The sequence below is a fragment of the Leuconostoc sp. LN180020 genome (genome assembly GCF_014844115.1).
GTDB lineage: Bacteria > Bacillota > Bacilli > Lactobacillales > Lactobacillaceae > Leuconostoc > Leuconostoc citreum.
Genome location: NZ_CP039736.1, coordinates 632,224 through 656,425, shown reverse-complemented (window position 1 = coordinate 656,425; position 24,202 = coordinate 632,224). Strand labels below are relative to the sequence as shown.

Genomic DNA, 24,202 nt, shown 5'->3' with positions numbered 1-24,202 from the left:
ATCAAAAAAACGCCGTAAAAGGCGTTTTTTTGATGCCACTAATAAAAAATAGATTTAAACTTTTTTATATTTAACAACACTAATGACCGCCAACACGATAAACCAGCTAATTGCCAGAAGTGTGGTAATCATCGTTGCGGATGAGAAAAGCAGAATCCCAAAAATCATCAGCATGAAAAGAATAGTCAAATAATTTAAATACGGTGCAAATGGCATTTTGAAATGCTTATCGCTCTGTTGATAATTTTTAGATTGACGGTATTTAACATGTGTCACCATTAATGCGATATAAATAACGATAAATGTCGCTGAGGCTGTTGATGTGACCAGACTGAAAGCATCTTTTGGAAAAATGTAATTTAAAACAATTGCAGTTGCCACTAAACCAGCCGATAATGTTATCCCATTCATCGGGATATAGTGTTTATTAAGCTTAGCAAAACGACTTGTCTTTGGTGATAAGGAGAAAATCATACGCCCCGTCGTGAACAAAGCACTATTTAGAGATGAAGCTGCTGCTGTCAAAATCACAAAATTAATGATACCGGCAGCTGCTGGAATACCTATCTTGGAAAAAACCTGCACAAATGGTGACTGATTGGCACTATAATTTGTCCATGGTTGAATTAACATAATAGCTAACAATGCACCAACATAAAAAATTAAAATGCGCATAATAATAGCATTAATCGATCTTGGAATTGTCTGAATCGGATTCTGGGTTTCAGAAGCTGCAATACCAACAAACTCAACACCTAGGAAAGCGAAGAACGCCATTTGAAAGGCGGCTAACAGATTATGACCATGATTAGCAATCAAACCATGAGACCACAAGGTAGATAATTGCGTGACGCCGGCGCTAGTACGTACATGAAATACTACCATCACAATGCCTATTACAATCATAGCAATAATAGCAACAATTTTAATTAATGCAAACCAAAATTCGGTTTCGCCGAATGCTTTGACAGCAATAATATTCATTGTATACAGTAACCCAAGAAAAATGAGTTCCCAAAGCCAAGCAGGTGTTGTTGGCAACCAGAATTGCATGTATTTACCGATTGCTGTGAGTTCGGCCATGGCAATAATTATCCAACCAATCCAGTATGTCCACCCCATAACAAATCCTGCGCGTGGACCTAAGTATGACTTAATAAAACCAATAAATGTTGTTTGATCATGGTCTGATAATAACAACTCACCCAATGCGCGCATCATCGCGAAGACAAATAGACCAGTAATAATGTATACCAAGACAATGGCTGGTCCTGCTTTTTGAATCGAGTCACCAGCACCTAAAAATAATCCTGTGCCAATTGTACCGCCAAGTGCAATCATATTGATATGGCGACCAGATAAGGTACGCGCTAACTTATGTTCTTGTTGCATAATGAATTGCTTTCCCCTTAAATAACATATACTTTATATCTTAGTTCATTATGACTCATAAAGAAAACTAATCTTTTTCACGTATAGATGAATATTATTCATGATATTATCGGCTTTGGTTTTATAATAAGAATACTGGTGTTTCACGTGAAACCTATATTTCTGCTTTTTGTATTTTCATTCGTTATTAATATGTGTATAATTTAATCAATAACACATATAAAATTAATGGAGAAGTTTTATGCGAAAAATAGGCATTGTCGGTATTGGTCATGTCGGTTCTACTGTGGCTCATCTTATTATTAGTCAAGGCCTAGCTGACGAATTAATTCTCGTGGATAAAAACACTGCTAAGCGCGACTCTGAAGTATTAGATTTTCGTGATGCAGCTAGTCTCTTACCTCACCACGTCCATATTGCTTCAGGCACCCCAGCTGACCTAGCTGATGCCGATGTAGTGATTTCAGCATTAGGTCATATTGACCTCATTGAACCAGGCGGTGACCGGTTTACCGAGTTGCGTGCTAATACGCCCGAAGTGCAACAAGTCGGACAAGCATTACATCGTGCTGGATTCAATGGCGTGCTGATTGTCATTTCAAATCCTGTCGATGTCATTACCGGTATCTATCAACAAGTTACTGGGTTACCTGCCAATCAGGTCTTTGGCACCGGCACTTACTTAGATACTGCGCGCTTAAAACGCTCACTCGGTGATGCTTTAAATGTTGATCCACGTAGTATACAAGGTTACATGTTGGGCGAACATGGTGACTCGCAGTTCGCTGCTTGGTCAACTGTACGCGTGCTTGGTCAAAAAGCTGATGAGTTAGTAACCAATTATCATCTTGACTTAGATGCTGTTGCTAACGATGCGCGTGTTGGCGGTTTTACCGTCTTTTCTGGTAAAAAATATACTAATTTTGCTATTGCCCATGCTGCCGTTTCATTGGCGCAACTTGTCTTATCAGATACTCATAACGAGGCTATTGTGTCACATTACGATGCACGTTTTGCGGGCTATATTTCTACCCCTGCCATTATCGGTCGTTCAGGCGTTGTTGCTAATTTTGAACTCACTTTAACTGCTGATGAACAACGCGCATTACAGCAATCTGCTAACGCTATTGCCGAAAAAACAGCAGCTTATCTATAAGTTGATACGAATAAGATATTAAGAAACAAAAAAAACACCACGTTGTTATGATACAACTTGGTGTTTTTATGTTTCAAATATCGATGATTGTGTTTACCAGACAAACAAGCCTGCTGCTGCTGCAGAAACAAGTGATACCAGAATACCAGAAAGTAACATATAAGGTACTCTCGCGCTAATATAATCGTTTTTGTCCTTGTCGACGAGACCCTTGAAAGCACCAATAATCATGCCTAACGTGCCAAAATTAGCGAAACTAGTGAGGAATACTGTCAATACGATTCGAGCATGTTCGTTACTAAATAGACCTTTTCCAGCCATAATTGATTTAGATACTTCTCCCATGACAACAAACTCATTTGTAACTAACTTAGTGCCCATGTATTGCGCAATCTGGAACGCTTCATGTGGATTAAAACCGAGTAACCAAGCAAATGGAAACATGACAACACCGAAAATATTTTCTAGTGTTAACCAATGCTGACCTGTTAGACTAAATAGTTGGTTAATTAAAGCAGCAAGTGATACGAAAGCAATCACCGTAGCAGTAATAATTAGAATCAACTTTCCTGCGCCAAGGATAGAATCCCCCAAAAATGAAAAGAAAGGCTCTTTCTTGCCATCTTTTGCGCCAACACTAACAATCACGTCATCTTCAGGTGCAATTTTTGTCGGATTGAGAATAGCTGAAATAATGATTGCCCCAAGTATGTTTAACGGAATAGCTGTTAGTACATATTTCCCTGGTACCATTTGCGTATAAGAGCCAATGATAGCAGATGTCACACAACTCATCGACATCATCGCTAGCGTGAAGTTACGACGCGCTGGCATACTATCTAATTGCGCTTTTGAGACAGCTAAAACTTCTGTATTGCCTAAAAACATCATTTCAATCGAGAAAAATGCTTCAAACTTGGGCTGTCCAGTGATAAAAGCCAATCCCTTACCAATCCATTTAATCAGCCAAGGTAATACACCAATATAAGTTAAAATATCAAACAACGGTACCACAAGCAAGATGGGTAACAGCGCTGAGGTAACGAAATTAGGGCCACCATGATTAGCTGTTAGCCAATCAGGTAACGCAAAAGCAATCCCTTTTGATGCAACAGATACGAGCCAATTAAAGCCATCTGCAGCCCCTTGGACTGCAGCTTGTCCTGCTTTGAATTGTGTAAAGAACCAAGCTAACAAGAGCTCTAAAACTAGCACAATTGCTACTGAGCGCCATTGAATTTGTTTTTTATTGTTTGAAAATAAGTAAGCAATACCGATAAAGACTGGAATACTTATTGCATTAATGACTATTAACATTTTATTCACCTCAAGGTTGGATCAATCATCCAGTATAAATGCAAAACAAGATGTACCACGAATCGTTCAATCTCTTTCTATTATATCAAGCTTAACACCCTTTGTGAGCGCTTTCTTTCACCTATATTAAAATTTAATAGTTATAAAAATCACCTTAAACAGTTTAAGGTGATTTTTTTGGCACTATGCGGCCTTTATATAATTCACACCATCGGCTTTTGGTGCTCTAGTTTTGCCAAAGAAGAATGCCAGCACGATAATTGTAAAGACATAAGGTGCGATTTGTAACCAAATTGATGGAACAGACTTTAATCCAGGTAATTGCGCGCCTACGACGGCTAGTGATTGTGATAAACCAAAGAATAATGATGCACCAAGCGCGCCAAGCGGGTTCCAGCGGCCAAAAATCATAGCCGCCATCGCCATAAACCCTTGGCCAACAATCGTGCTGGCTGAGTAATTAAGTGAAATTGATTGTGCTACAACGGCACCACCAATACCACCCAACAAGCCCGAAATCATCACGCCTGAATATCTTAGCTTGGCAACATTTAAACCTAGCGTATCAGCCGCTTGTGGATTTTCTCCGACAGACCGGAGACGCAAGCCAAATTTTGTTTTAAAAATAATATACCACGATAAAATGGCAACAAAAATCGCGAGCCATGCTGGTCCTGATGTTTTAGCAAAGAACAACTGACCGAGGATTGGAATGTGAGACAGTCCTGGGACTGATGCATAACCAAAATCTTGTGAAATTGGTGCTGTTTGTCCTTTTCCGTAAAGCACCTTGATCAAGAAAACCCCTAGGGCTGGTGCCATCAGATTAATTACCGTACCAGAAATAATATGATCCGCACGTAATGTCACTGTTGCAACGGCGTGTAAGAGTGAAAAGATAACCCCAACAAAAGCCCCAGCAACTAACCCTAACCATGGCGTGGCCGCACCAAATGTATTCGCAAATGTTAGGTTAAAGACGATTGATGCAAAAGCACCCATGCCCATGATACCTTCTAACCCAACATTGACCACACCACCGCGTTCCGAAAATGTCCCACCAATGGACGTAAAAATCAGCGGTGCTGAATAAACCAATGTACTAGAAATTACGAGTGATAACATCGCCATTAATGACATTTTTATTCACCGCCTTTCGAATTTTTATTACTGTCAGCAGCGGCCTTCACCGCTTTTTTATCCTGAGATGCGCGCGCTGCCTTATCATCCATGGCTTTCACTCGCTTCTGAATGAGTTTGATTAAATAGCTTGCCCCAACAAAGAAAATAATTGAGGCGGTTACAATGTCAACCAGCTCAAATGGTACACCGGAAGACATCGGCATCCCCAAGCCACCGATTTTTAAGACAGAAAAAATGGCTGCAGCAGCTAATACGCCAAGATATGAACCACCACCAAGTAGGGCAACAGCCATACCATCAAAACCAATAGATGGTGAACCATTTTGCGTAAAGAAGTTAAGATAATTACCTAATCCTTCAATTGTGCCAGCTAAACCAGCTAAACCACCTGAAATGGCCATAGCAATCACAGCATTACGCTTGGCAGACATCCCCGCATACTTGGCAGCATCACTATTCAATCCAACCGCACGAATCTCAAAACCAAGCGTTGTTTTTTTCATGACAAACCAAACAACAAAAATCATAAATACGGAGATGAAAATCCCTGCCGATATACTTGAACCTTGAGTCAAATCGGTCAACCATTTCATTTGCAAAGAGGCATTAGCCCCCACTTGCTTTGTTGTTTCTGCAGACACTTTAATCCCTTTTGACATTGTATTTTGTAAGATATTATTGCCAAGGAACAACAAGATGTAATTCATCATAATTGTGACAATTACTTCACTCGCACCAAATTGTGCCCGTAACCAACCAGGTATCGCACCAGCCAATGCGCCTAAACCAGCACCAATAATTAATGCGCTAGGTAACATCAAGTAAACTGGCATATTAGGGAAACTCAGTGCATACCATACAGCCCCAACCCATCCAGCTAATGCCTGACCAGATAAACCGATGTTAAAGAACCCTGCTGTCTGTGCAACAGTAAAACCCAATGCTGTTAAAATCAAGGGGGTCATTTGAGTCAACACACTACCAATATCTTGTGTTGATCCAAACGCTGAACCCAATAGTGCTGTATAACCTGAAATTGGATTATAACCGAATATCAGCATAATTACGGCGCCAATAATCAAACCAAAGAGCACTGAAAATAGTGCAACAGAAAATGAATTTTTTTGTGCTGCCATTAGGCGTCCACCTCTTCTTTCAGGGCTGCTCGGGCGTCAGATAAACTCATCCCAGTCATCAGCAAACCTAATTCTTGTTTATTTGTATCTTTAGCGTCAACTATACCAACAATTTTACCTGCATTAATGACAGCAATGCGGTCTGACAAATTCAAAATTTCATCTAATTCAAAACTGACGACCAGCACCGCTTTACCTGCATTACGCTGAGCTATTAACCGTTGGTGAATGTATTCAATCGCACCAACATCCAATCCACGCGTTGGTTGTGCAGCAATGATAAGCTCATTATCGCGGTTTAACTCACGGGCAATAACTGCCTTTTGTTGATTCCCACCAGACATTGATCCTGCCGTCACTTGAATGCCGGCTGCACGGACGTCAAACTCCTCAACTAATTTATTGGCAAGTTTATCCATTTCATCAGTTTGTAAGACACCATTTTTCGACAATGGCGCCTTATAGTATGTCTGTAAAGCAAGGTTTTCTGACAATGTCATATCAACCTCCATACCAAATCGTAACCGATCTTCTGGTATATGACCGACACCGGCTTCTGTTATCTGCCTTGGTCGTTTGTTAGTAACTTCTTTACCTTGAAGCAAAACATGACCCGCTTGTACTTTTGTCAGACCAGTGATAGCTTGAATCAACTCTGTCTGGCCATTGCCGTCAATACCAGCAATACCAACAATTTCGCCTGACTTAACCTCAAGTGAAAAATCTTTTACAGCCGTAACACCGCGAGCGTCATGCACCTCAAGATCAGCCATTTTTAAGACAGTAGCACCGGTTTTAGCTGCTGCTTTTTCCGTTTTAAAGCTAACTTCACGACCAACCATCAAATCGGCTAATTCTTGAGAAGACACCCCAGCAACTGGAAAAGTTTTTATCGATTGGCCTGCACGAATAACTGTCACCGTGTCTGCTGCTGCACGAATTTCATCGAGCTTATGGGTAATCAAGACGATTGACTTCCCTTCTTTAGCAAGATTATGCAGAATGGTAATCAATTCATCAATTTCTTGCGGTGTCAAAACGGCTGTTGGTTCATCAAAAATCAAAATATCAGCGCCACGGTACAATGTTTTCAAAATTTCAACACGTTGTTGCTGCCCTACGGAAATATCGGCTATTTTAGCATAAGGGTCTACTTGCAAGCCATACTTTTCCGACAGCGCTTTAATCTTTTTGGCTGCCGATTTTGTGTCTAAAGATAACCCTTTGGTCACTTCGGAACCTAGTATAATATTCTCCGTCACAGTAAAAGCATCAATTAGCATAAAATGCTGATGTACCATACCAATGCCCAGTGCGTCGGACTTTGAGGGTGAGTCAACCGTCACTGGTTGCCCATTGATTATGATTTCGCCAGATGTTGGTTGCAATAACCCTGTTAAAATGTTCATCAAGGTTGATTTTCCGGCACCGTTCTCACCAAGTAACGCGTGAATTTCACCTTGTTGGACTTGTAAATTAATGTCATCATTGGCTGCGAAATCGCCAAACTTTTTGACGATATGACGCATCTCAATGACTGGTGTTGATTCGGTCATTTATCTTCTCAGAGCGTATGCCGAGGCATACGTTTCCACTTTCTGATTATATTTTTAAAAAAACCCCGGACAGAATCTGTTCGTGGGATTTTTCTTCAAAGAGTATTATATCATGATTGTTGGGTCTCAATTATTTCAATTAATTTACCTGATGCTTTAATTATGGCAAAGTGGTTATTTGTAAATCATTTGTCGTTCTGGTTATTCAGATATAGCCTTAAATGCTTGCAAAACAATATCAGCATCGCTGTCAGATTGACAAATAATCATAATATTATTGATGCCAGCTAACGTACTGACAATTTCTGGAATATTCAGTTCATCGATATGTGCAGCAACGATACTACCCGCATAGTTACTCGTCCGCACTAATACCATGAATTTTACGCGTTGCACCGCCAATACATAGTCTTTAATTGACTCCAGCAATATGAAGTAGTCATCATTTTGATTGTCATTTTGATTGTCATTTTGATTTACTATCATTTGTCAACGTCCGCAACAATATGTGTCCCTGCACCATTTTTAAGAAGTTCATGAATGTTGTCCAATCCAGTAATGATTGCTTCATGCCCTGTGTGCTCAACAAAATCAACACTGGCTAATACCTTTGGTAACATTGATCCTTTAGCAAATTGATTATCTGCAATATATTTTTTGACTTCAGAAACAGTTACACGATGTAGTGGCTGTTGATTTTCTTGACCAAAATTAATCGCAACATTATTAACTGCAGTCAAAATGATCAACTCATCTGCGTTAATTAATTCTGCAATTTTCTCAGATGTAAAGTCCTTATCTATAACAGCCTCACTACCAATATAGAAGCCGTCGACTTTAATCACCGGTACACCACCACCACCACCTGCCACTAAAATAGTGTCTTGACTGACAAGGTGTTCAATTTCCTTGCTTTCTAGAATATCAATTGGTCTCGGTGAAGCAACTACTCGGCGGTAGCCTCTCCCTGAATCTTCGACTAAAGTCCATGTTGGGTTTTTAGGCTTGATTTTTTCTGCTTCTTGCGCCGTATAAAATGGACCAATTGGTTTTGAAGGACTTTTAAATGCCGGATCGTCTTTATCAACAAGCGTTCTTGTCATAATCGTTGCTACTCTTTTTTTGTCAAAACCAGCGCGTATTAATTCCATATTCAGAGCATTGGCCAACCAAAGGCCAATTTCACCTTGTGTCATAGAACCTACCGTGTCTAAAGGCATAGCTGGATTATGATCACTAGCACCCCCCTCTTGCTGTAATAATAAATTGCCTACTTGCGGACCATTACCATGAGTAATGACTACTTGATAACCTTTTTTAACGAATTCGATGAGCTGTTTTGCTGTCTTTTCTAATGCTTTACCTTGCCCCTGTGCTGATGGATCGTCTGTTAAAATAGCATTTCCACCTAATGCAACAACAATTTTCTTCATCATAAAGTAATTTCCTTTCTTATGTCGTTATACCGATACATGTCCTGTCAAAAGCGCACCTAAAGCAGTTAACGCGATGATTATGATGACACCAGTTAGTGTCCATTCCAGTTTTGAAAATCTAAAACCGTTTTCTCGGCGGCCATAGTAATAAAATATTAGGCCAATGGCATAGACGATTGAACAGAGCCAAAGATAAGATAATCCAGCTAATACTAAGGCAGTCACTTGAAATAGCAATGCAACAAAACCAGAAATAGCCCATTTTTTATTGCCCGTCTGCCATCCTAACTTAAGTTGGTATGCCCCAACTAATGTGTAACAAACAACAATGGCTGACGTGCAAAGCGAATAGGAAAACGTATAGGCCTCTTTTGCAAATATTGTTGAAATCAAGAAAATCTGAATAAATATCTGTGTCATCCAAAGTGAATGTGATGGCGCACCATGTTGATTTAAAGTACCAAACCATTGTGGCAACAATCGTTGCTCGGCTAATTGACTCGTTGCTTCAGCTGGCAAAATTGTCCAACTTAACCATGCACCAAATATCGTAATAATCATGCCAATACTGATAAAGGCACCACCTAAAGTACCTGTCATTGACTCAAACAAATACAAGATACCTGGACTTTTAACTTTTAGTAGTTGTTCCTGTGAAAGATAACCATACGGTAACATCGTTAGCACAACGTAGACAATTAATAATGTAACAAGACCAATGACTGTTGCTTTTCCGGCATCCGACTGTTTTTTTGCTCTTTTAGCTAGCATCGCAGCCCCCTCTATGCCGACAAACACCCACATCATCGCCATCAAACAGCCTTTAATTTGTGCCAAAATCCCACCGGCAGTCATATCACTATATGAAATCATTCCTTGTGCATTCGTCATAAAATTAGACCAAAAGTGCTGCGTAAATACACCAAATTTGAAGCTAATAATTGCCATTAAGCCAAATGCTGCTAGGGGAACTAACTTACAAACCGTCACTATCGCATTAATTGCCGCGGCCGACTCAACTCCGCGCACAACAAATATAGTTAATAGCCACGATATGATTGAAGATACGATAACTGCTGACAAAGAGTTCCCAGATTTAAAGGTAGGAAAGAAATAGCCTACTGCACTCATCATCATTGTGGCAAAAGCAATATTGCCCAACCAGGCTGATAACCAATAACCCCATCCGGATAGAAAGCCTGCAAATTCACCGAAGCCTGCCCTGGCGTAGTCAGAAATACCATTTAATTCAGGCTTATTAAGAACCAAATTTTTCAGGCTAAGTGCTAACGCCAGAATCCCAATTGCTGTTATTCCCCATGCTATTAGGGTCACACCTGGTGTTGCAGCAGCAGCAAGCGTTGTTGGTAAATTAAACACCCCAGCACCAATTGCACTACTAACAACCATCGCAATTAATGCAAATAGTGATATCCCATGATTTTTATTTGCATTTTCCATAATATTATCCTTCCATATCAGGCAAGTCTGGTATAAACAAATTACCTAAGGTTGCTGCCATAATTGCTTTGATGGCATGCATACGATTTTCTGCTTCATCCCATTGGCGAGCATACTGACTACGAAATACTTCATCAGTAACTTCCATTTCGGAAATACCATACTTTGCTTTGATTTCCTCACCATAATCTGTATTCGTATCATGAAATGCTGGTAAGCAATGCATGAAGATTAACTGATTTTCTGGCATCCCAGCTAATTTCAGCATGTTCATATTAACTTGATATGGTGTCAGTAATTTAACACGTTCTTCCCAGTTACTCTCTCCCATGGACACCCAAACATCAGTATAAATAACATTTGATCCCTGCACGCCTTGCTTAATGTCATCGGTAATCATAAATTTTGCGCCGCTGTGAGAAGCAAATTCTTGCGCAATATCAATAATTTCTTGCGCTGGATGAAGTGACTTTGGCGCAACAATATGAATATTTACACCGAGCATCGAACCTGTAACTAATAATGAATTAGCCATGTTATTACGGCCATCACCTACAAATGTCAGCGTTAGGCCTTTAAGATGACCAAAATTTTCTTTGATGGTCATAAAATCAGCAATCATTTGTGTTGGATGCCATTCATCTGTCAAACCATTCCACACGGGCACACCTGAATGCTTAGCCAGTCCCGCAACTGTACTCTGCTTAAAGCCACGGAATTCAATACCATCAAACATGCTACCTAATACGATGGCGGTGTCCTCAACTGACTCTTTTTTACCAAGTTGGATATCATTAACACCTAGGTATTCTGGATGCGCACCTAAATCAATTGTCGCTGTTGTAAATGCCGACCTTGTCCTAGTTGACGTTTTTTCAAACAACAAAGCAATATTTTTCCCTTCTAAATAGCGATGCGGGATGCCCTTTTTTTTCAGGGTCTTCAAATGTAAGCCAAAATCAATAAAATATTGAATTTCTTCAGGTTTAAAATCTTTTTCTGCAAGTAGTGATCGTCCTTGGAACACTGAGTTAATATTATTTGCTACCATTATTTTTTCCCTTTCAATTTGTCATACTCTATCCTACAAATCATCTCGCCACAGTGGCTGACTCATACAACGTGGACCACCACGACCTCGCGATAACTCACTCGAAATAACTTCATGTACTAAGATGCCATGTTCCCGCAATAACTGATTTGAAACATAATTTCTGTTGTATGTAACAACTTCTCCTGGCGCAATCGTGAGCGTGTTTGACCCATCATTCCACTGCTCGCGCGGTGAAATAATTGGATCATCGTTTCCTGTTAGAATTAAGTCTAATTCCTTTAAATTTAATACCTCTTTGATTGTCTCTTCGAGATTTGTATGATGTTCCAGAATAATTCGCCCATTTTGACCCGGATGCAATACGAAAATATTCATTTTGCCTTCATCATCCATAATGCCTGGGAAAACTGTAAATTGCGCTTTGTTTACCATTGTAAAAACCGTATCTAAATGCATCATGGCATGATTATGTGGGATTTCAATTGCAACAACAGTATCGAATTTAGCATTTGGATTAGCGAATAATTCCTTAGCCAATCCTTCAATCGACTTTGAACTTGTTCGTTGTGATACACCAATAGCTAAAACATGGTCGTTGAGTACGAGTTCATCACCGCCCTCAATTCTAGTTAGGTAATCTCTATCACGCCAAATGTCAACTTTACCAGCAAAACTGGGATGATATTTCATCACATATTCTGTAAATAGTGATTCTGGTTGACGTGCTTTGTAGGTCATGTGATTAATGGTAATGCCGTTACCAATTGAAGCCTGTGGATCGCGTGTAAAGTAGGCATTAGGTAGTGGATCTAACAAAAATGGGTTAGCCGCATCACGCCCAGCCAAATCATGCAACGAATCATTACTAAATGCGAACTCATTGCGTCGGACACCAGCATAGAGCTTCTCAACCATTTCTGGGACATCAAAACTCATGAGATATTCTTTTAACGTATCGTGAGTCGTCCCTAAGTCATAGCCAGCTTCGTCTAAAAAAGTTTCAATAAATTTGTTACGGATATCACCTGATAAAGCTAAAGTTTCTGATGCTAGTTGATCAATGTAGAGTACTTTTGCGCCATGCTTTCTCAGTACATCAGTAAAATAATCATGTTCTTGCTGAGCAATTTTTAGGAAAGGAATGTCATCAAATAACAATCTTTCCATACTATCGGGTGTAATATTTTCGACTTCGGGTCCAGGTCGCTTTACTAAGACCGTTTTAAGACGACCAATTTCAGAATTGACCTGAATTGCTTTTCCAGTCATAATGAATTTCTCCTTTGTTATTACGCAATCAATATATATGTGGATGAAAGCGGTTAAGTGTTACGACGTCATCTAACTAACTTAATCACAAGTACAGTGTAACGTTAATGTAAAGTGTATAATATGGGTAATGAAACAAAGTTGATTGTGCAAATGCACAAGGACCAATTCGTGGTGAAATTAACAATGAATATATCAAAGAGATCTGCTCAAGAGCTGATTAATCAGCACTTTTATGATGACAACTTAGTGTTGACTATTGCCGATAAATCTGGTGACATACTTGCCACTAATGCCGACCAGACAAGTATGTTACGTTCAAAAATAATTCGTAATTTAATAGATAGGGTAAATGCTAATATTTCTTTAACAACCAAAAATATTTATATTTTTCGCCTACACGAATATTTAAATACATTTGGTTATCTCATTATTCAGGGACCAAATGATATATTGTCTAAACAAGCCAAACTCATTTATACACTGACTATTATGTATCTTAATAGCAACTACCGTTTTCCATTGACAAATGATAATTCGACCAGTCAGCGAGCCAACACTTTTGTTCGAGAACTCATCGTCGCTAATGGTTCGACAAATCCATTTTTACTAACTGAGGCCGCCTACTTTGGTTTTCATTTAGATCAACCTGGATATGTTGCCGCAATTTTCTCATCGACAGGATTTAGCCGTGATTTGATTAATTTATCGCAGTTTACTGTGGCACGTACACTGCGATTAACCCCATTTATTTTGATTGTCTTATTTCAAACCGACAAAACATATCAATATATGCTTCGTCATATCAGTTCATCCATGTATCTTGGTATTTCAACGCTTTCCACAAACTATTTAACAAATTTTCATCAGGCTTTAACCGTCATTTTTTTGAAGGAGAAACTTTATGCCATCAATAAAAATGAATTCAGTGTTGTTGAAAAATTTTTACCAATTATTAATTCAAATATCAAGGTAGACAATTTGGTAAACGAATTATTCCAGTTTGATCAGACACCCGAAAATCACACCTTACTTGAGACATTTTGGCGTTTCTTTCAAAATAATGGTCGTATCAAACAAACTGCTGATTTACTCCATATTCACAGAAATACATTGGTTTTCAGACTCAATACAATCAGCGCAACCTTTGGCTTAGATTTGCAAAACTACGATGACCGCACGCTCTTTTATATTGGCTTTTTGCAATACAAATGTACTGGTCTTGCACCAGCAATCAATATTGCTGATAACTTATTAATTTCTAATAACTATACTGAGGCGTAACACCAACCTGAACATCTTAATTAATCAAAAAGTACGCAATAACAACGATTTGTTATTGCGTACTTTTTCTATTGTTAATTTATTTTTATGTGTGCAGCTGCTATCTCTATTGAAATAAATTGCCCAGTAAAATACTTTGATTCGCTGCACCGCGATATTTCTCCGCATATTTTGCAGTCTTGACTAACAGTTGCTCAATACACTTAGGCGCTTTTAAATGATTTGTCAGCAAATAAGTTGATAGCGCTTGATTTAATTTCATACAAATTAATTGGTAATCTGTTATTTTATCTAATTCCTTTGCTGATTGAAAAATAATCTGCTGTAATGACTCGTCTTGCTTTACCTCATCATCTGCATAAGCATGACTTAGTAATTGCCATAATTCATCTTTTTGCATAACTCCTCCAGTATGGTATGTTTTGCTCTCACGACTTATTACAGCACAAGTAACAAACGTCTGTCAATTATTTTGCTGATAGCTATTTGCTAACCCTCTGAGCAAAACAATTTTGATGATAATAACAAAAAAGGTTCAACAGTATATTATAATAGAGTCATGTCACGAAAAATCGAATTACCATCTGCTGCGGAGATGAAAAAATTTCATAATCAATCACGTAAGCACACCTTTTGGACACACATTTCAATGCCGCAACGTTTGACGCTTGGCTTCCTATCTGTTATTACTATTGGTGCGTTATTGTTGATGATGCCAATTAGCCACTATGGCAATATGCACCATTCCTTTATGGATGCGCTCTTTACGGCAACTTCCGCAGCTTCTGTAACTGGTCTAACGGTCGTTGACACAGCCACCCATTGGACTGTATTTGGGCAAACTGTCATCATGTTCTTAATTGAAGTCGGTGCCCTTGGATTCATGTCTTTTTCGGTATTATTATTTACTGCCACGCGGCGACAAATGGATTTACGTAATAAAATGATGGTGCAAGAAGTGTATAGTTTGGAAAGTCTTTACGATACACGTGTTGTTTTTGGTTATGTTATCAAACTGTCAGTTATCATTCAAATTGTTGGTGCTATCTTATTAGCGCCGTTCTTCATTCAGGATTTCGGCTTAAAGCGCGGCTTGTTTTACGCTATTTTTCATGCCATTTCAGCTTTCGGCAATGCTGGTTTTACGATATTACCTGCCGGTAGCATCGCCTATGCGAATAGGCCCTTTGTCCTGCTTATTATTGCCTTACTAATTATTGCCGGTTCGCTTGGCTTTCTAGTTTGGCGTGATTTGTTACTCTATCATCACAAACACAAACTCAGTCTTCATTCAAAACTAGCACTAATGATGACTGGCTTATTAATTATTGGTGGTTGGTTGCTCTTTGAGTTGACTGAAAGCAACTTAGCTCTGGCACAGACATTATCACCCATTAACCGAATCGTTAATACGCTATTCATGTCAATATCTTATCGTACAGCTGGTTTTTCACAATTTAGTTTTAGTCAGATGACCCCAGCAACCATTTTATTGACAATGATGTTAATGTATGTTGGTGGCACCCCTGGCTCAACAGCTGGCGGCATTAAAACCACAACGCTTGGCGTTTTATTACTTAAAACACACGCTGCCTTACGTGGTAAAAAAGACGTGACTTTTGCACATCGTCGACTCACTGATGAAAATATTACACGTTCACTACTGTTAGTTTTTGTATCACTTGTATTCTTGGCTATTTTGTCCTTTTTACTTATGCTAACACAAGGTACTGATTCGAGATTTGGATTGGAATATGTTATTTTTGAAGTTATTAGCGCTTTTGCAACTGCTGGTCTTACCCTTGGTTTGACACCACACCTCACTGACTTTGGTCAATGTGTCATTATGTTGACCATGTTTATTGGGCGTGTTGGTGTCTACACAGTCATGTTCTCTGTTTTGAACGTTCATGGTGAGCATGCCCCTTACCGCTACCCAGAAGAATCTGTCATTATTGGTTAATCATAGAAAGGACTTATTATGCGACAAACTTATGCTATTATCGGGTTAGGTCGTTTTGGCGGTGCTTTACTCGAAACACTAGTTGCTAACGGACAAGATGTATTAGGAATTGATGTCAGCGAAGAACACGTCAATGACTATCGCGATATTGCAACACAAGTTGTTATTGCAGATGCACAAGAAGATGATGTCTTACGCAAATTAGATATTGCCAGCTTTGATCATGTCATAATTGCTATCGGTCATAATATGCAAGCCAGTATTTTAGCTACGATTAATGCCAAGGATCTTGGGGCCAAAAATGTGATTGCTAAAGCTGAAAACAAGACACATTTACGTGTCTTGACTAAAATAGGTGCTGATGTTGTCGTACAACCAGAACGAGAAATGGGTGAAAGAATTGCTCGTAAATTATTAGCGCCTAACATGCTTAACTTTATCGAATTGTCAGATGATTATTCGATGGCCGAAGTACAGATTGTGAACCCAAGTTTCACTGGCAAAACGTTAGCTGAGCTCAATATTCGTAAAAAATTTGGCCTTAATATTATTGCTGTGCGACATGATGGTGAGGTGGTCGTTGCGCCTAGCGCACAATATCAGCTCCACGACCGCGATATTTTATCTGTCGTCGGTCCCAAAGACATGGTTGACGATTTTGATCAGATGACAAACCGCGCATAACCACAGATTATTAAAAGCCCTAAGTTGACAAATCAACTTAGGGCTTTTAATAATGCTTAATTTTGTATAAATTTTGCAATTTGCCGAACAACTGTATCATTTGTTCTGACTTGGCTATGTTGCACTTTCTTACCTTTAACTACCCACATATTATAATTCTGATCTTTTTTTACAAAGAAGCCAAGCGCTTGTGAACTAAAGTTAGTCACAACCCCATCACTATTGTCACCCACATCGCCCATCACATTAAGAATTTGCATATCTGGATTCATATTTTGACGGTGTTGATAAAAGAAACGATAGTTTTCGTCCTGAAGCTTAGGCTGTTTTGTTTTAGAATCAATCGTATTATTATCAAATTGACGATCAAAGCCTGCTGCGGTAATGCCTGAATTAAAAGGCGCTGCAATAGCTACTAACTTATCAATTTTCGGATATATAGATGTTGTGCGGTAATCATGATTCAAGGACGTATATAATGCAACATTAGCTCCCATCGAATGTCCAACGAGAGATACGTGGTTAATACCTTTTTGTTTGATCTGCTTTAGTAGTTTCTCTAAAACAGCCACTTCTCGTTCTTCCGTAATCTCTGTATTGCTAAAGTTCATTTGATAAATAGCGGCTTTAGAGGATACCGCAACATTAAAATTATCATCTTTCGTGACATTAACCTGCAAACGTTTTTGTACGGCTGTTTGTTTTTGTATCGCTTTAGCTAATTTTGTTGTGGCATTTGAACTACTGCCATACCCATGTAATAAAATAACCGTTTGCGTGCCACGCTGACCTGTCATGTTAAAGCGTAAAAAGCCAGCAATTGCTGCTACAATCACAAGGAAAATCAGTCCAACTATCACTATTTTTTTTCGACCCATACATCACCTCTTAACACTTACCGTTTTTAGCTTACTTTAAATAAGTATATCTGACAATTGTGTGCTTTGCAAGAAATCTAACACAAATTTTTATGACTCGTCGAGACTGTCAACTAAACGTACAACCACATTTTTGCTGCCGGATAGTAACTTATCCACTGGACAACGTTGTGCCGCAGTGTCTAAAATGTTTTGTGCTAATTGCCGTTCAACATCTGGTATATAAACACGCGCTTCAACATGGAACTGAAAGCCAATAACATCACGTGACATATCAACTAACACACGAACAACGCTGCGATGCGCAAGTCCTTGTCTTTTTTCTTCGGCTTCTAGCGTAGCATTCAAACAAGTTGCAAACGCCGCACCTAATAATTGCTCTGGGTTGGTCCCTGCTTCAGATGATAGCGGACTGCTGACCGTTATATTTAAATCATTACTATTAATTGTATGAACGCGACCAGCAATTCCTTCAGCATTTTCAACTTCAGTATGATATAACACTTGCGTTGTCATTACCATTTCCCCCTTATTGTATATCCTTAAATATTATACTTACTGCGGGCTGCTTTCAAAACAGCTAGTGTCGCATTATAAGACGCTACCCCGTAATCAAATGTGATACGTTGTGTCTCCGTCATCCCTTGGTCAAGCCAAGTCTGTAACTGTGCTTGGAGGGCAGCGAGTTTATCTGATTTTCGCCTAATTTCTTCATCTAAAAACGTACAAATGTCGTTATCTGCTAAATCCTCACTAAAATACAAACGCATTAATACGTCAGATTTCAAAATATCATCTGACGTAGGTTCGCGCAATGCCTTCTGAAACACCGTCATTCCAGTGTCTGTAATCTGATAAATATTTTTGTTCGGTTTGTCAGTCTGTGTCACTTGCTGTTTGGTTACCAAGCCTTCGGCTTCTAATTTTTTAAGTGTCGGGTAAATCATGCCAAACGTTGCATCAAAAAAATGATTCAAACGCGTTTGCAGAATATCATTAATCTCGTATCCCGTGTGCGGTCCGTTTTTTAATATACCTAAAATGATTTCTCGACCCTTCATTGCCACTGAATTGCCCTCCATTAATCTGTTTAGTTCATATTATACACCCTCAGATTTGTCTGTTAAAAATAGGCTCATAATCACCAGCAACAGCATAAACGGGATAGCTATCAAATACAGCTTTTCAAAGGCGTGACGGTACTGCGCTGTTGTTTCCTTTTCAATCCTTGAAATAGCTGTTGCGACTTTAGTTGGTAACCCTTGCATTGCTGTCGGCGTGAAAACACTTGCTTTCATTTTAGTTTGTACTTTTTGTATCATCTCTGCCGCGTCTTTTTTTGGCAAGTGCAAATCATTAATCTGCTCTTGCGCATAACTGTTAGCGTGTCGTTGGGCTTGGGTTAAACCACTGTATAACCCTGTGACAAACAGGGCCACCGCTAACATGGTGCCAACCTGACGTAGTACCCCTGTCACACTTTGAGAGGCAGTTAATAACTTTCCTTGTAGCGTCCCTGCGGCAATGACTAAGATGGGCCCAGTAATCATACCGTAGCCTGAACCAATCAAAATCCCTGCAATAATAACCTGCCAAACACTTTGTAATGCGTTGGTGCCTAACCAAAGGTACCCGACTGCCATCATCAAGAAACCACTACTGATTAACCAGCGGACTGATATGTGTGATTTAGCAAAACCGGCAATCGGCGCAAAGATAAACACTGAAAAAGAAATTGGGGCAATCAGGAATGATGCTTGTAAAGTATCCATTCCAGCAACATTAGTAAAATAATTCGGTAAAATAACCGTTGTTGCAACCAAAAATAGATTACTAAAAACAATAATGATTGCACTTAAGGCAAATGCACGATTTTTAAATAGTTGTAAGGGTACCATTGGATTAATGCTTACTCGCTCAATCATGATAAAGAAAATAAAGCTTAACAAACTCACAATTGCACATAAGTAAGTCAACCAATTATGCCACCCCCAAACTCTGCCCTGCATTAATACCAATGATAGCGTGCTCAGAAAGATCGTACTAAAAATCGCACCTGATAAATCAATACTTTGTCGATTTTGTATATCTTGTCGTAATGGTAAATATAATAGGCCCATACTAATCATCAGCACAATAATGGGCACATTTATCAGGAAAATCCAGCGCCAACCCATGTATTGTGTCACCACGCCACCTATAGTTGGTCCTAACGCTGCAGCCAATCCCTGTGTGACACCTAAAATAGCAATCATATGCGTGCGGTCACGATCCGCCACAATGCGAATCGCTAAAGTCATGGCCAAAGGAAAGACTAAGCCGGCCCCGATACTCTGAATAGCCCGTCCTAATAATAATGGCATCAATGTCCCAGCAAACGCTGATATGATTGAACCTATACCAAAGACGATGGCCCCCAATAAAAAACCTTTTGACATACCGAAAAACTCAGCAAGTCGTGTTAATGGGATGGTTAGTGCCGCAAAAAGAATGATATAGATATTCAATGCCCATGACAATTTGTCTAATCCAACATCTAAATGCAAACCTATATTGGGTAAACTAACATTCATAATTGTCGTATCTAACATACATATAAATATCCCTAATACAAAAACACCCGTTATCATGCGCTTTTTCATCAGCTTCCTCATTTCCGTTTATATTAACATTGTTAATATAAACGGAAATGATAACATTGTCAAGCCATAAAAAAAACCATTATCTAAAGATAATGGTTTTACACTGTTGCTTTACTCAATCGGATCACTTTCATCAATTTGATTAATTTTATCAAATACACGAAATAAATTGTCCATTTCAGTTAGTTTATATTTTTTTAAATTACGATCATAAACAATCTCTGACTGGACAGGTTCCCCCACCTGTAGGTCATGCAGAAAATCACGAATTTCCGAGATATCACGCTGTACAGTTTTTCGGCCAATAAAAAACATATCCTCAATTTCTTCAATGGAAAGTGCGCGATGACTGATGAGTGCAGAATATAATCGCAAAATGCGTTGTTTATCATTAAAAACTGTTTTATGTGCTGCCATGATTTTCCCCAAGTTTAAATGCTAAACTTATTGTACCAAATAAAACAGATGTTCGGTACAATAGAGATGTAATTATTTTATATGAGAGGCTGCTTATCATGTCATTTTTTGATTTTTTTAAAAAGAAACCAACTGCTACCAACACAACGACGTCAGTTGAGCTACCGGAAGAGCAAACAATCACTTGGGAAAATACTTTTGATCCCGACCTTTTTTTCCAGGGCTATGACGCAGCAATCACTGATTTGGAAAACAACGGTAAGGTTGCGGCTGCAGAAACACTACGTGCTAATCAATCAAAACTACAATTAGCTTTTCTGACACGCTTTGAAAAACAGCTGCAAAATGATCTACAACACATAGCTGATTCAGAAATGAAAACGGACCACATAATTGCATCCGTTAACGCTGTCCGCGTATATAATAAACAAATGAATGTTACTGTTCGAGCACACTTAGCACAAACTAAAAAGCATTTGATTGGAGAAGAAATATGAAAATTGATGTCCCCCTAGACCACGGCTTAATTCCTGATAAGTATGCCAAATTTGCACCGAAAGATCAGCGAACCGCTGATATGCCGACCACAAATTTTCCTATTCACGTGACAGATCTACCAACTGGTACGCAATCGTTGGCTGTTAGTCTTATTGATTATGATGCGATACCAGTCGGTGGTTTTCCTTGGATTCACTGGTTGGCAGCCAATATCCCAGTTGGCAATATCCCAGAAAATTTACGGGAATCAGGTCTGGCTATTTCAGGGACAAACTCCACTTGGCATTTTGTACAAAAAGCCAATCAACCGGCTAATCCCGACATTAACCAGGCTTATATCGGACCGATGCCCCCCGATAAAAGACACGATTACACATTAACAGTTTTCGCACTAGACACACTACTAGATTTAGAGAATGGTTTTTTTCTAAATGATTTTAAACGACACAGCCAAGGCCATATACTAAAAGCAGTCACATTAGCATTACCAGCACGTGCTTAACACCTAGCAATAGGTGTTTTTTTATGCAATTAATTAATAAATATTCAACACTATTATGAATATTTATTGCATTTAAATACATTATCGTCTAATATTTAAAACATCAACTGCGGAGGATTATTGTATGGCATTGAAAGTAATTAAGGTCGCCATTGTTGGCGTTACAGGTTATAGTGGTTTAGAATTACTACGCTTACTAAAAAACCATCGCTATGTTGAAATCGTCTCGATTCACAATACTGCCAATCACTCACGAATGATTGCCGAGGCCTATCCACATTTAAAAGATATGTATAAAATCACAACAACCCCGTTTGACCCATTGCATATTATGCAAGAGGCGGATATCGTTTTCTTTGCCACATCTAGTGGTGTGTCTAAAGATCTCGTTGCACCTTTTATTGCTGCTCACTTTCCGGTCATCGATTTGTCTGGCGACTTTCGTTTGCCTGCCGAAGATTATGCCAGTTGGTATCATAAAACACCGGCACCACAAACACTCATTGACCAGACAACTTATAGTTTAGCTGATTTTTATTCAGCATCAACAACAAATTATATTGCCAATCCTGGTTGTTATGCCACAGCAACACTGTTAGCATTGGCCCCCCTAGCACAACACCATCTACTAGACAAACACAACATCATCATTGATGCTAAAAGTGGCTTATCTGGTGCTGGTAAATCGCTAACAACTGCTAGTCATTTTATCAATGCAAATGAAAATGTCACCATGTATAAAGTGAATCAACACCAACATATACCTGAAATCACACGCCAATTACAAAAATGGCAACCGAACATTGAACATATACAGTTCAATACTTCACTTATTCCGATTAATCGTGGTATTTTTATCAGTGCCTATGTCAAGCTCAATGAAGACACATCACTTGATGTACTGCATCAGCTTTATACGTCGACCTACTACCAAAAACCTTTCATCCGCGTGATGCCTGAAGGCACATTGCCCAATATCAAACAGGTTGTCGGCACGAATTTTGCCGACATCGGATTAGCATATAATCAGGATACGAAATACCTCACAATTGTCAGTGTTATTGATAATATGATTAAAGGCGCTGCTGGACAGGCTATCCAAAACATGAATCATCTTTTTGGCTTTGATGAAACAATGGGCCTCGAATTAATTGCACAGTATGCTTAAGAAACAGGATAATAATATGATAAATACACTTGAAAAAATTCATTACATATCAGATGCCGACATTACGGCCCCAATCGGCTTTCATGCTGACGGGCAACACGTTGGTCTAAAACACAAATCAAAAGATTTGGGCTGGATTTTCAGTGAAGTGCCTGCTGCTGTCGCTGGCGTCTTTACAACCAATCAAGTTCAAGCTGCCCCAGTACAACTCAATAAGCAAACCATTAAAAACGGCCAGTTACAAGCAATTATTGTTAATTCTGGTAATGCTAATGCCGTTACCGGAAAAATTGGTCTGACGCACGCAAAAATCATGCAAGCAACAGCAGCCGAACAGTTAAATATACCGCCTCATTTAGTTGGGGTTGCATCAACTGGCATTATTGGTCAAATCTTACCAATCAACAAAGTCGTGAACGGGATACAACAACTGCACGTTGACGGAGATGCGCACGGCTTTGCTCATGCTATTATGACAACTGATACATCTGAAAAAGCCATCACCATTCAATCTGAAATTGATGGTGATCTAATCACAATGAGCGGTGTGGCCAAAGGGTCTGGAATGATTCATCCGAACATGGCAACAATGTTAGGTTTTATTACTACTGATGCCAACATATCTTCAACCATGTTACAACAAGCCTTGTCCGAAGATATTGACACGAGCTTCAATCAAATTACGATTGATGGGGATACCAGTACAAATGATATGGTTTTAGTCTTAGCCAACGGTCTAGCTAGTAACACACAAATCAAAGCAGCTTCAGCAGCATACAATCAATTTAAAACAATGCTACACACCGTAACAACTGCACTGGCTATCGCCATTGCTAATGATGGCGAAGGCGCAACAAAATTAATTACTGTTACCGTTAGCCATGCAAACAATGCTTTGGACGCCAGACTCATTGCAAAGAAAGTCGTTGGCTCATCGTTAGTCAAAACAGCAATGTTTGGTAAAGACCCTAACTGGGGACGTATTATTGCGGCTATTGGTGCAGCCGATGTACAAATTGACCCAGATATTATTGATATTACCATCAACCATTTTTTTGTGATGAAAAACGGTGCTCCTGTGACTTTTGATACGGCAGCGATGGCCAATTCACTGTCTCAAAAAAACATTGATATTGAAATCAATCTGCATCAAGGTGCAGCATCTGGGCAAGCCTGGGGTTCTGATTTAACCTATGACTATGTCAAAATCAACGCACTGTATACAACATAACGGCATTATTTTGGA

General features: G+C 39.2%; 24 protein-coding genes. 8 read left to right on the top strand and 16 right to left on the bottom strand.

Annotated features, from left to right (window positions below):
- Positions 1 to 54 precede the first annotated feature (54 nt).
- Positions 55 to 1,392 (bottom strand): amino acid permease, encoded by a 1,338-nt coding sequence (locus tag FAZ25_RS03405; protein ID WP_040190676.1) that lies wholly within the window; start codon positions 1,390 to 1,392, stop codon positions 55 to 57.
- A gap of 241 nt (positions 1,393 to 1,633) precedes the next feature.
- Between FAZ25_RS03405 and FAZ25_RS03400 the strand changes: the two genes are divergently transcribed.
- The gene (locus FAZ25_RS03400; protein ID WP_100665089.1) at positions 1,634 to 2,548 is read left to right on the top strand and encodes an L-lactate dehydrogenase; all 915 of its coding nucleotides are present in this window, start codon (positions 1,634 to 1,636) and stop codon (positions 2,546 to 2,548) included.
- Positions 2,549 to 2,641: 93 nt separating this feature from the next.
- On the opposite strand, the gene FAZ25_RS03395 is transcribed toward FAZ25_RS03400, so the two are convergent.
- The 9 genes from FAZ25_RS03395 to arcA all read right to left on the bottom strand — a co-directional run bounded on the left by FAZ25_RS03395 (position 2,642) and on the right by arcA (position 12,920).
- Positions 2,642 to 3,865, bottom strand: a complete 1,224-nt coding sequence (locus FAZ25_RS03395; RefSeq protein ID WP_004905038.1) for a NupC/NupG family nucleoside CNT transporter — start codon at positions 3,863 to 3,865, stop codon at positions 2,642 to 2,644.
- 183 nt (positions 3,866 to 4,048) lie between these two features.
- On the bottom strand, positions 4,049 to 5,005 hold the full coding sequence (locus FAZ25_RS03390) for an ABC transporter permease (protein WP_004902123.1): 957 nt from the start codon (positions 5,003 to 5,005) through the stop codon (positions 4,049 to 4,051).
- A gap of 2 nt (positions 5,006 to 5,007) precedes the next feature.
- Entirely contained in the window at positions 5,008 to 6,144 is a 1,137-nt protein-coding gene (locus FAZ25_RS03385) for an ABC transporter permease (RefSeq protein WP_004902126.1), read from the bottom strand.
- Positions 6,144 to 7,700 carry an ABC transporter ATP-binding protein gene (locus FAZ25_RS03380; RefSeq protein WP_004902128.1) on the bottom strand — a complete coding sequence of 519 codons (1,557 nt, stop codon included), beginning with the start codon at positions 7,698 to 7,700 and terminating at the stop codon, positions 6,144 to 6,146. Before FAZ25_RS03380 ends, FAZ25_RS03385 begins: the two co-directional genes overlap by 1 nt.
- Positions 7,701 to 7,901: 201 nt before the next feature.
- Positions 7,902 to 8,186, bottom strand: coding sequence for a hypothetical protein (locus FAZ25_RS09615; protein ID WP_227005679.1), 285 nt, complete (start codon positions 8,184 to 8,186; stop codon positions 7,902 to 7,904).
- A complete protein-coding gene (gene arcC, locus FAZ25_RS03370) occupies positions 8,183 to 9,136 on the bottom strand; it encodes a carbamate kinase (RefSeq protein ID WP_100665091.1) in 954 nt (317 codons plus the stop codon). The genes FAZ25_RS09615 and arcC overlap by 4 nt, the downstream gene beginning before the upstream one ends.
- A gap of 24 nt (positions 9,137 to 9,160) precedes the next feature.
- The gene (locus tag FAZ25_RS03365) at positions 9,161 to 10,597 is read right to left on the bottom strand and encodes a basic amino acid/polyamine antiporter (protein WP_040190680.1); all 1,437 of its coding nucleotides are present in this window, start codon (positions 10,595 to 10,597) and stop codon (positions 9,161 to 9,163) included.
- Positions 10,598 to 10,601: 4 nt separating this feature from the next.
- The gene (gene argF / locus FAZ25_RS03360; RefSeq protein ID WP_004905047.1) at positions 10,602 to 11,648 is read right to left on the bottom strand and encodes an ornithine carbamoyltransferase; all 1,047 of its coding nucleotides are present in this window, start codon (positions 11,646 to 11,648) and stop codon (positions 10,602 to 10,604) included.
- Between the two features lie 33 nt (positions 11,649 to 11,681).
- Complete coding sequence (gene arcA / locus FAZ25_RS03355) at positions 11,682 to 12,920, bottom strand: arginine deiminase (protein ID WP_004905048.1); 1,239 nt, start codon at positions 12,918 to 12,920, stop codon at positions 11,682 to 11,684.
- 123 nt (positions 12,921 to 13,043) lie between these two features.
- On the opposite strand from arcA, the gene FAZ25_RS03350 reads away from it, so the two are divergent.
- Entirely contained in the window at positions 13,044 to 14,204 is a 1,161-nt protein-coding gene (locus FAZ25_RS03350) for a CdaR family transcriptional regulator (RefSeq protein ID WP_048801651.1), read from the top strand.
- A 106-nt stretch (positions 14,205 to 14,310) separates the two neighbouring features.
- On the opposite strand, the gene FAZ25_RS03345 is transcribed toward FAZ25_RS03350, so the two are convergent.
- On the bottom strand, positions 14,311 to 14,604 hold the full coding sequence (locus FAZ25_RS03345) for a bacteriocin immunity protein (RefSeq protein WP_040190684.1): 294 nt from the start codon (positions 14,602 to 14,604) through the stop codon (positions 14,311 to 14,313).
- 159 nt (positions 14,605 to 14,763) lie between these two features.
- On the opposite strand from FAZ25_RS03345, the gene FAZ25_RS03340 reads away from it, so the two are divergent.
- Entirely contained in the window at positions 14,764 to 16,167 is a 1,404-nt protein-coding gene (locus tag FAZ25_RS03340; protein WP_004902134.1) for a TrkH family potassium uptake protein, read from the top strand.
- Between the two features lie 18 nt (positions 16,168 to 16,185).
- Positions 16,186 to 16,851 (top strand): TrkA family potassium uptake protein, encoded by a 666-nt coding sequence (locus tag FAZ25_RS03335; RefSeq protein WP_004902135.1) that lies wholly within the window; start codon positions 16,186 to 16,188, stop codon positions 16,849 to 16,851.
- Positions 16,852 to 16,907: 56 nt separating this feature from the next.
- On the opposite strand, the gene FAZ25_RS03330 is transcribed toward FAZ25_RS03335, so the two are convergent.
- The 5 genes from FAZ25_RS03330 to FAZ25_RS03310 all read right to left on the bottom strand — a co-directional run bounded on the left by FAZ25_RS03330 (position 16,908) and on the right by FAZ25_RS03310 (position 20,788).
- Positions 16,908 to 17,729, bottom strand: coding sequence for an alpha/beta fold hydrolase (locus tag FAZ25_RS03330; protein ID WP_048801650.1), 822 nt, complete (start codon positions 17,727 to 17,729; stop codon positions 16,908 to 16,910).
- 90 nt (positions 17,730 to 17,819) lie between these two features.
- Positions 17,820 to 18,245: an OsmC family protein gene (locus tag FAZ25_RS03325; RefSeq protein WP_004902137.1), complete on the bottom strand. Its 426-nt coding sequence runs from the start codon at positions 18,243 to 18,245 to the stop codon at positions 17,820 to 17,822.
- Between the two features lie 26 nt (positions 18,246 to 18,271).
- Positions 18,272 to 18,796, bottom strand: coding sequence for a PadR family transcriptional regulator (locus tag FAZ25_RS03320; RefSeq protein WP_004909278.1), 525 nt, complete (start codon positions 18,794 to 18,796; stop codon positions 18,272 to 18,274).
- A 33-nt stretch (positions 18,797 to 18,829) separates the two neighbouring features.
- A complete protein-coding gene (locus FAZ25_RS03315) occupies positions 18,830 to 20,371 on the bottom strand; it encodes a DHA2 family efflux MFS transporter permease subunit (RefSeq protein ID WP_048801649.1) in 1,542 nt (513 codons plus the stop codon).
- A 111-nt stretch (positions 20,372 to 20,482) separates the two neighbouring features.
- The gene (locus FAZ25_RS03310) at positions 20,483 to 20,788 is read right to left on the bottom strand and encodes a hypothetical protein (RefSeq protein ID WP_004902140.1); all 306 of its coding nucleotides are present in this window, start codon (positions 20,786 to 20,788) and stop codon (positions 20,483 to 20,485) included.
- A gap of 98 nt (positions 20,789 to 20,886) precedes the next feature.
- Between FAZ25_RS03310 and FAZ25_RS03305 the strand changes: the two genes are divergently transcribed.
- The 4 genes from FAZ25_RS03305 to argJ all read left to right on the top strand — a co-directional run bounded on the left by FAZ25_RS03305 (position 20,887) and on the right by argJ (position 24,187).
- Complete coding sequence (locus tag FAZ25_RS03305; protein WP_004909285.1) at positions 20,887 to 21,285, top strand: hypothetical protein; 399 nt, start codon at positions 20,887 to 20,889, stop codon at positions 21,283 to 21,285.
- A complete protein-coding gene (locus tag FAZ25_RS03300; protein WP_048801648.1) occupies positions 21,282 to 21,788 on the top strand; it encodes a YbhB/YbcL family Raf kinase inhibitor-like protein in 507 nt (168 codons plus the stop codon). Before FAZ25_RS03305 ends, FAZ25_RS03300 begins: the two co-directional genes overlap by 4 nt.
- Positions 21,789 to 21,912: 124 nt before the next feature.
- A complete protein-coding gene (argC, locus tag FAZ25_RS03295) occupies positions 21,913 to 22,956 on the top strand; it encodes an N-acetyl-gamma-glutamyl-phosphate reductase (RefSeq protein ID WP_146972612.1) in 1,044 nt (347 codons plus the stop codon).
- A gap of 16 nt (positions 22,957 to 22,972) precedes the next feature.
- Entirely contained in the window at positions 22,973 to 24,187 is a 1,215-nt protein-coding gene (gene argJ / locus FAZ25_RS03290; protein WP_048801647.1) for a bifunctional glutamate N-acetyltransferase/amino-acid acetyltransferase ArgJ, read from the top strand.
- The last annotated feature ends 15 nt before the right edge of the window (positions 24,188 to 24,202 follow it).

Bases quoted from the DNA above. Each gene is read 5' to 3' on its own strand.
- FAZ25_RS03405 (WP_040190676.1), bottom strand. From the start codon at position 1,392: ATGCAACAAGAACATAAGTTAGCGCGTACCTTATCTGGTCGCCATATC.
- FAZ25_RS03400 (WP_100665089.1), top strand. From the start codon at position 1,634: ATGCGAAAAATAGGCATTGTCGGTATTGGTCATGTCGGTTCTACTGTG.
- FAZ25_RS03395 (WP_004905038.1), bottom strand. From the start codon at position 3,865: ATGTTAATAGTCATTAATGCAATAAGTATTCCAGTCTTTATCGGTATT.
- FAZ25_RS03390 (WP_004902123.1), bottom strand. From the start codon at position 5,005: ATGTCATTAATGGCGATGTTATCACTCGTAATTTCTAGTACATTGGTT.
- FAZ25_RS03385 (WP_004902126.1), bottom strand. From the start codon at position 6,144: ATGGCAGCACAAAAAAATTCATTTTCTGTTGCACTATTTTCAGTGCTC.
- FAZ25_RS03380 (WP_004902128.1), bottom strand. From the start codon at position 7,700: ATGACCGAATCAACACCAGTCATTGAGATGCGTCATATCGTCAAAAAG.
- FAZ25_RS09615 (WP_227005679.1), bottom strand. From the start codon at position 8,186: ATGATAGTAAATCAAAATGACAATCAAAATGACAATCAAAATGATGAC.
- arcC (WP_100665091.1), bottom strand. From the start codon at position 9,136: ATGATGAAGAAAATTGTTGTTGCATTAGGTGGAAATGCTATTTTAACA.
- FAZ25_RS03365 (WP_040190680.1), bottom strand. From the start codon at position 10,597: ATGGAAAATGCAAATAAAAATCATGGGATATCACTATTTGCATTAATT.
- argF (WP_004905047.1), bottom strand. From the start codon at position 11,648: ATGGTAGCAAATAATATTAACTCAGTGTTCCAAGGACGATCACTACTT.
- arcA (WP_004905048.1), bottom strand. From the start codon at position 12,920: ATGACTGGAAAAGCAATTCAGGTCAATTCTGAAATTGGTCGTCTTAAA.
- FAZ25_RS03350 (WP_048801651.1), top strand. From the start codon at position 13,044: ATGGGTAATGAAACAAAGTTGATTGTGCAAATGCACAAGGACCAATTC.
- FAZ25_RS03345 (WP_040190684.1), bottom strand. From the start codon at position 14,604: ATGCAAAAAGATGAATTATGGCAATTACTAAGTCATGCTTATGCAGAT.
- FAZ25_RS03340 (WP_004902134.1), top strand. From the start codon at position 14,764: ATGTCACGAAAAATCGAATTACCATCTGCTGCGGAGATGAAAAAATTT.
- FAZ25_RS03335 (WP_004902135.1), top strand. From the start codon at position 16,186: ATGCGACAAACTTATGCTATTATCGGGTTAGGTCGTTTTGGCGGTGCT.
- FAZ25_RS03330 (WP_048801650.1), bottom strand. From the start codon at position 17,729: ATGGGTCGAAAAAAAATAGTGATAGTTGGACTGATTTTCCTTGTGATT.
- FAZ25_RS03325 (WP_004902137.1), bottom strand. From the start codon at position 18,245: ATGACAACGCAAGTGTTATATCATACTGAAGTTGAAAATGCTGAAGGA.
- FAZ25_RS03315 (WP_048801649.1), bottom strand. From the start codon at position 20,371: ATGAAAAAGCGCATGATAACGGGTGTTTTTGTATTAGGGATATTTATA.
- FAZ25_RS03310 (WP_004902140.1), bottom strand. From the start codon at position 20,788: ATGGCAGCACATAAAACAGTTTTTAATGATAAACAACGCATTTTGCGA.
- FAZ25_RS03305 (WP_004909285.1), top strand. From the start codon at position 20,887: ATGTCATTTTTTGATTTTTTTAAAAAGAAACCAACTGCTACCAACACA.
- FAZ25_RS03300 (WP_048801648.1), top strand. From the start codon at position 21,282: ATGAAAATTGATGTCCCCCTAGACCACGGCTTAATTCCTGATAAGTAT.
- argC (WP_146972612.1), top strand. From the start codon at position 21,913: ATGGCATTGAAAGTAATTAAGGTCGCCATTGTTGGCGTTACAGGTTAT.
- argJ (WP_048801647.1), top strand. From the start codon at position 22,973: ATGATAAATACACTTGAAAAAATTCATTACATATCAGATGCCGACATT.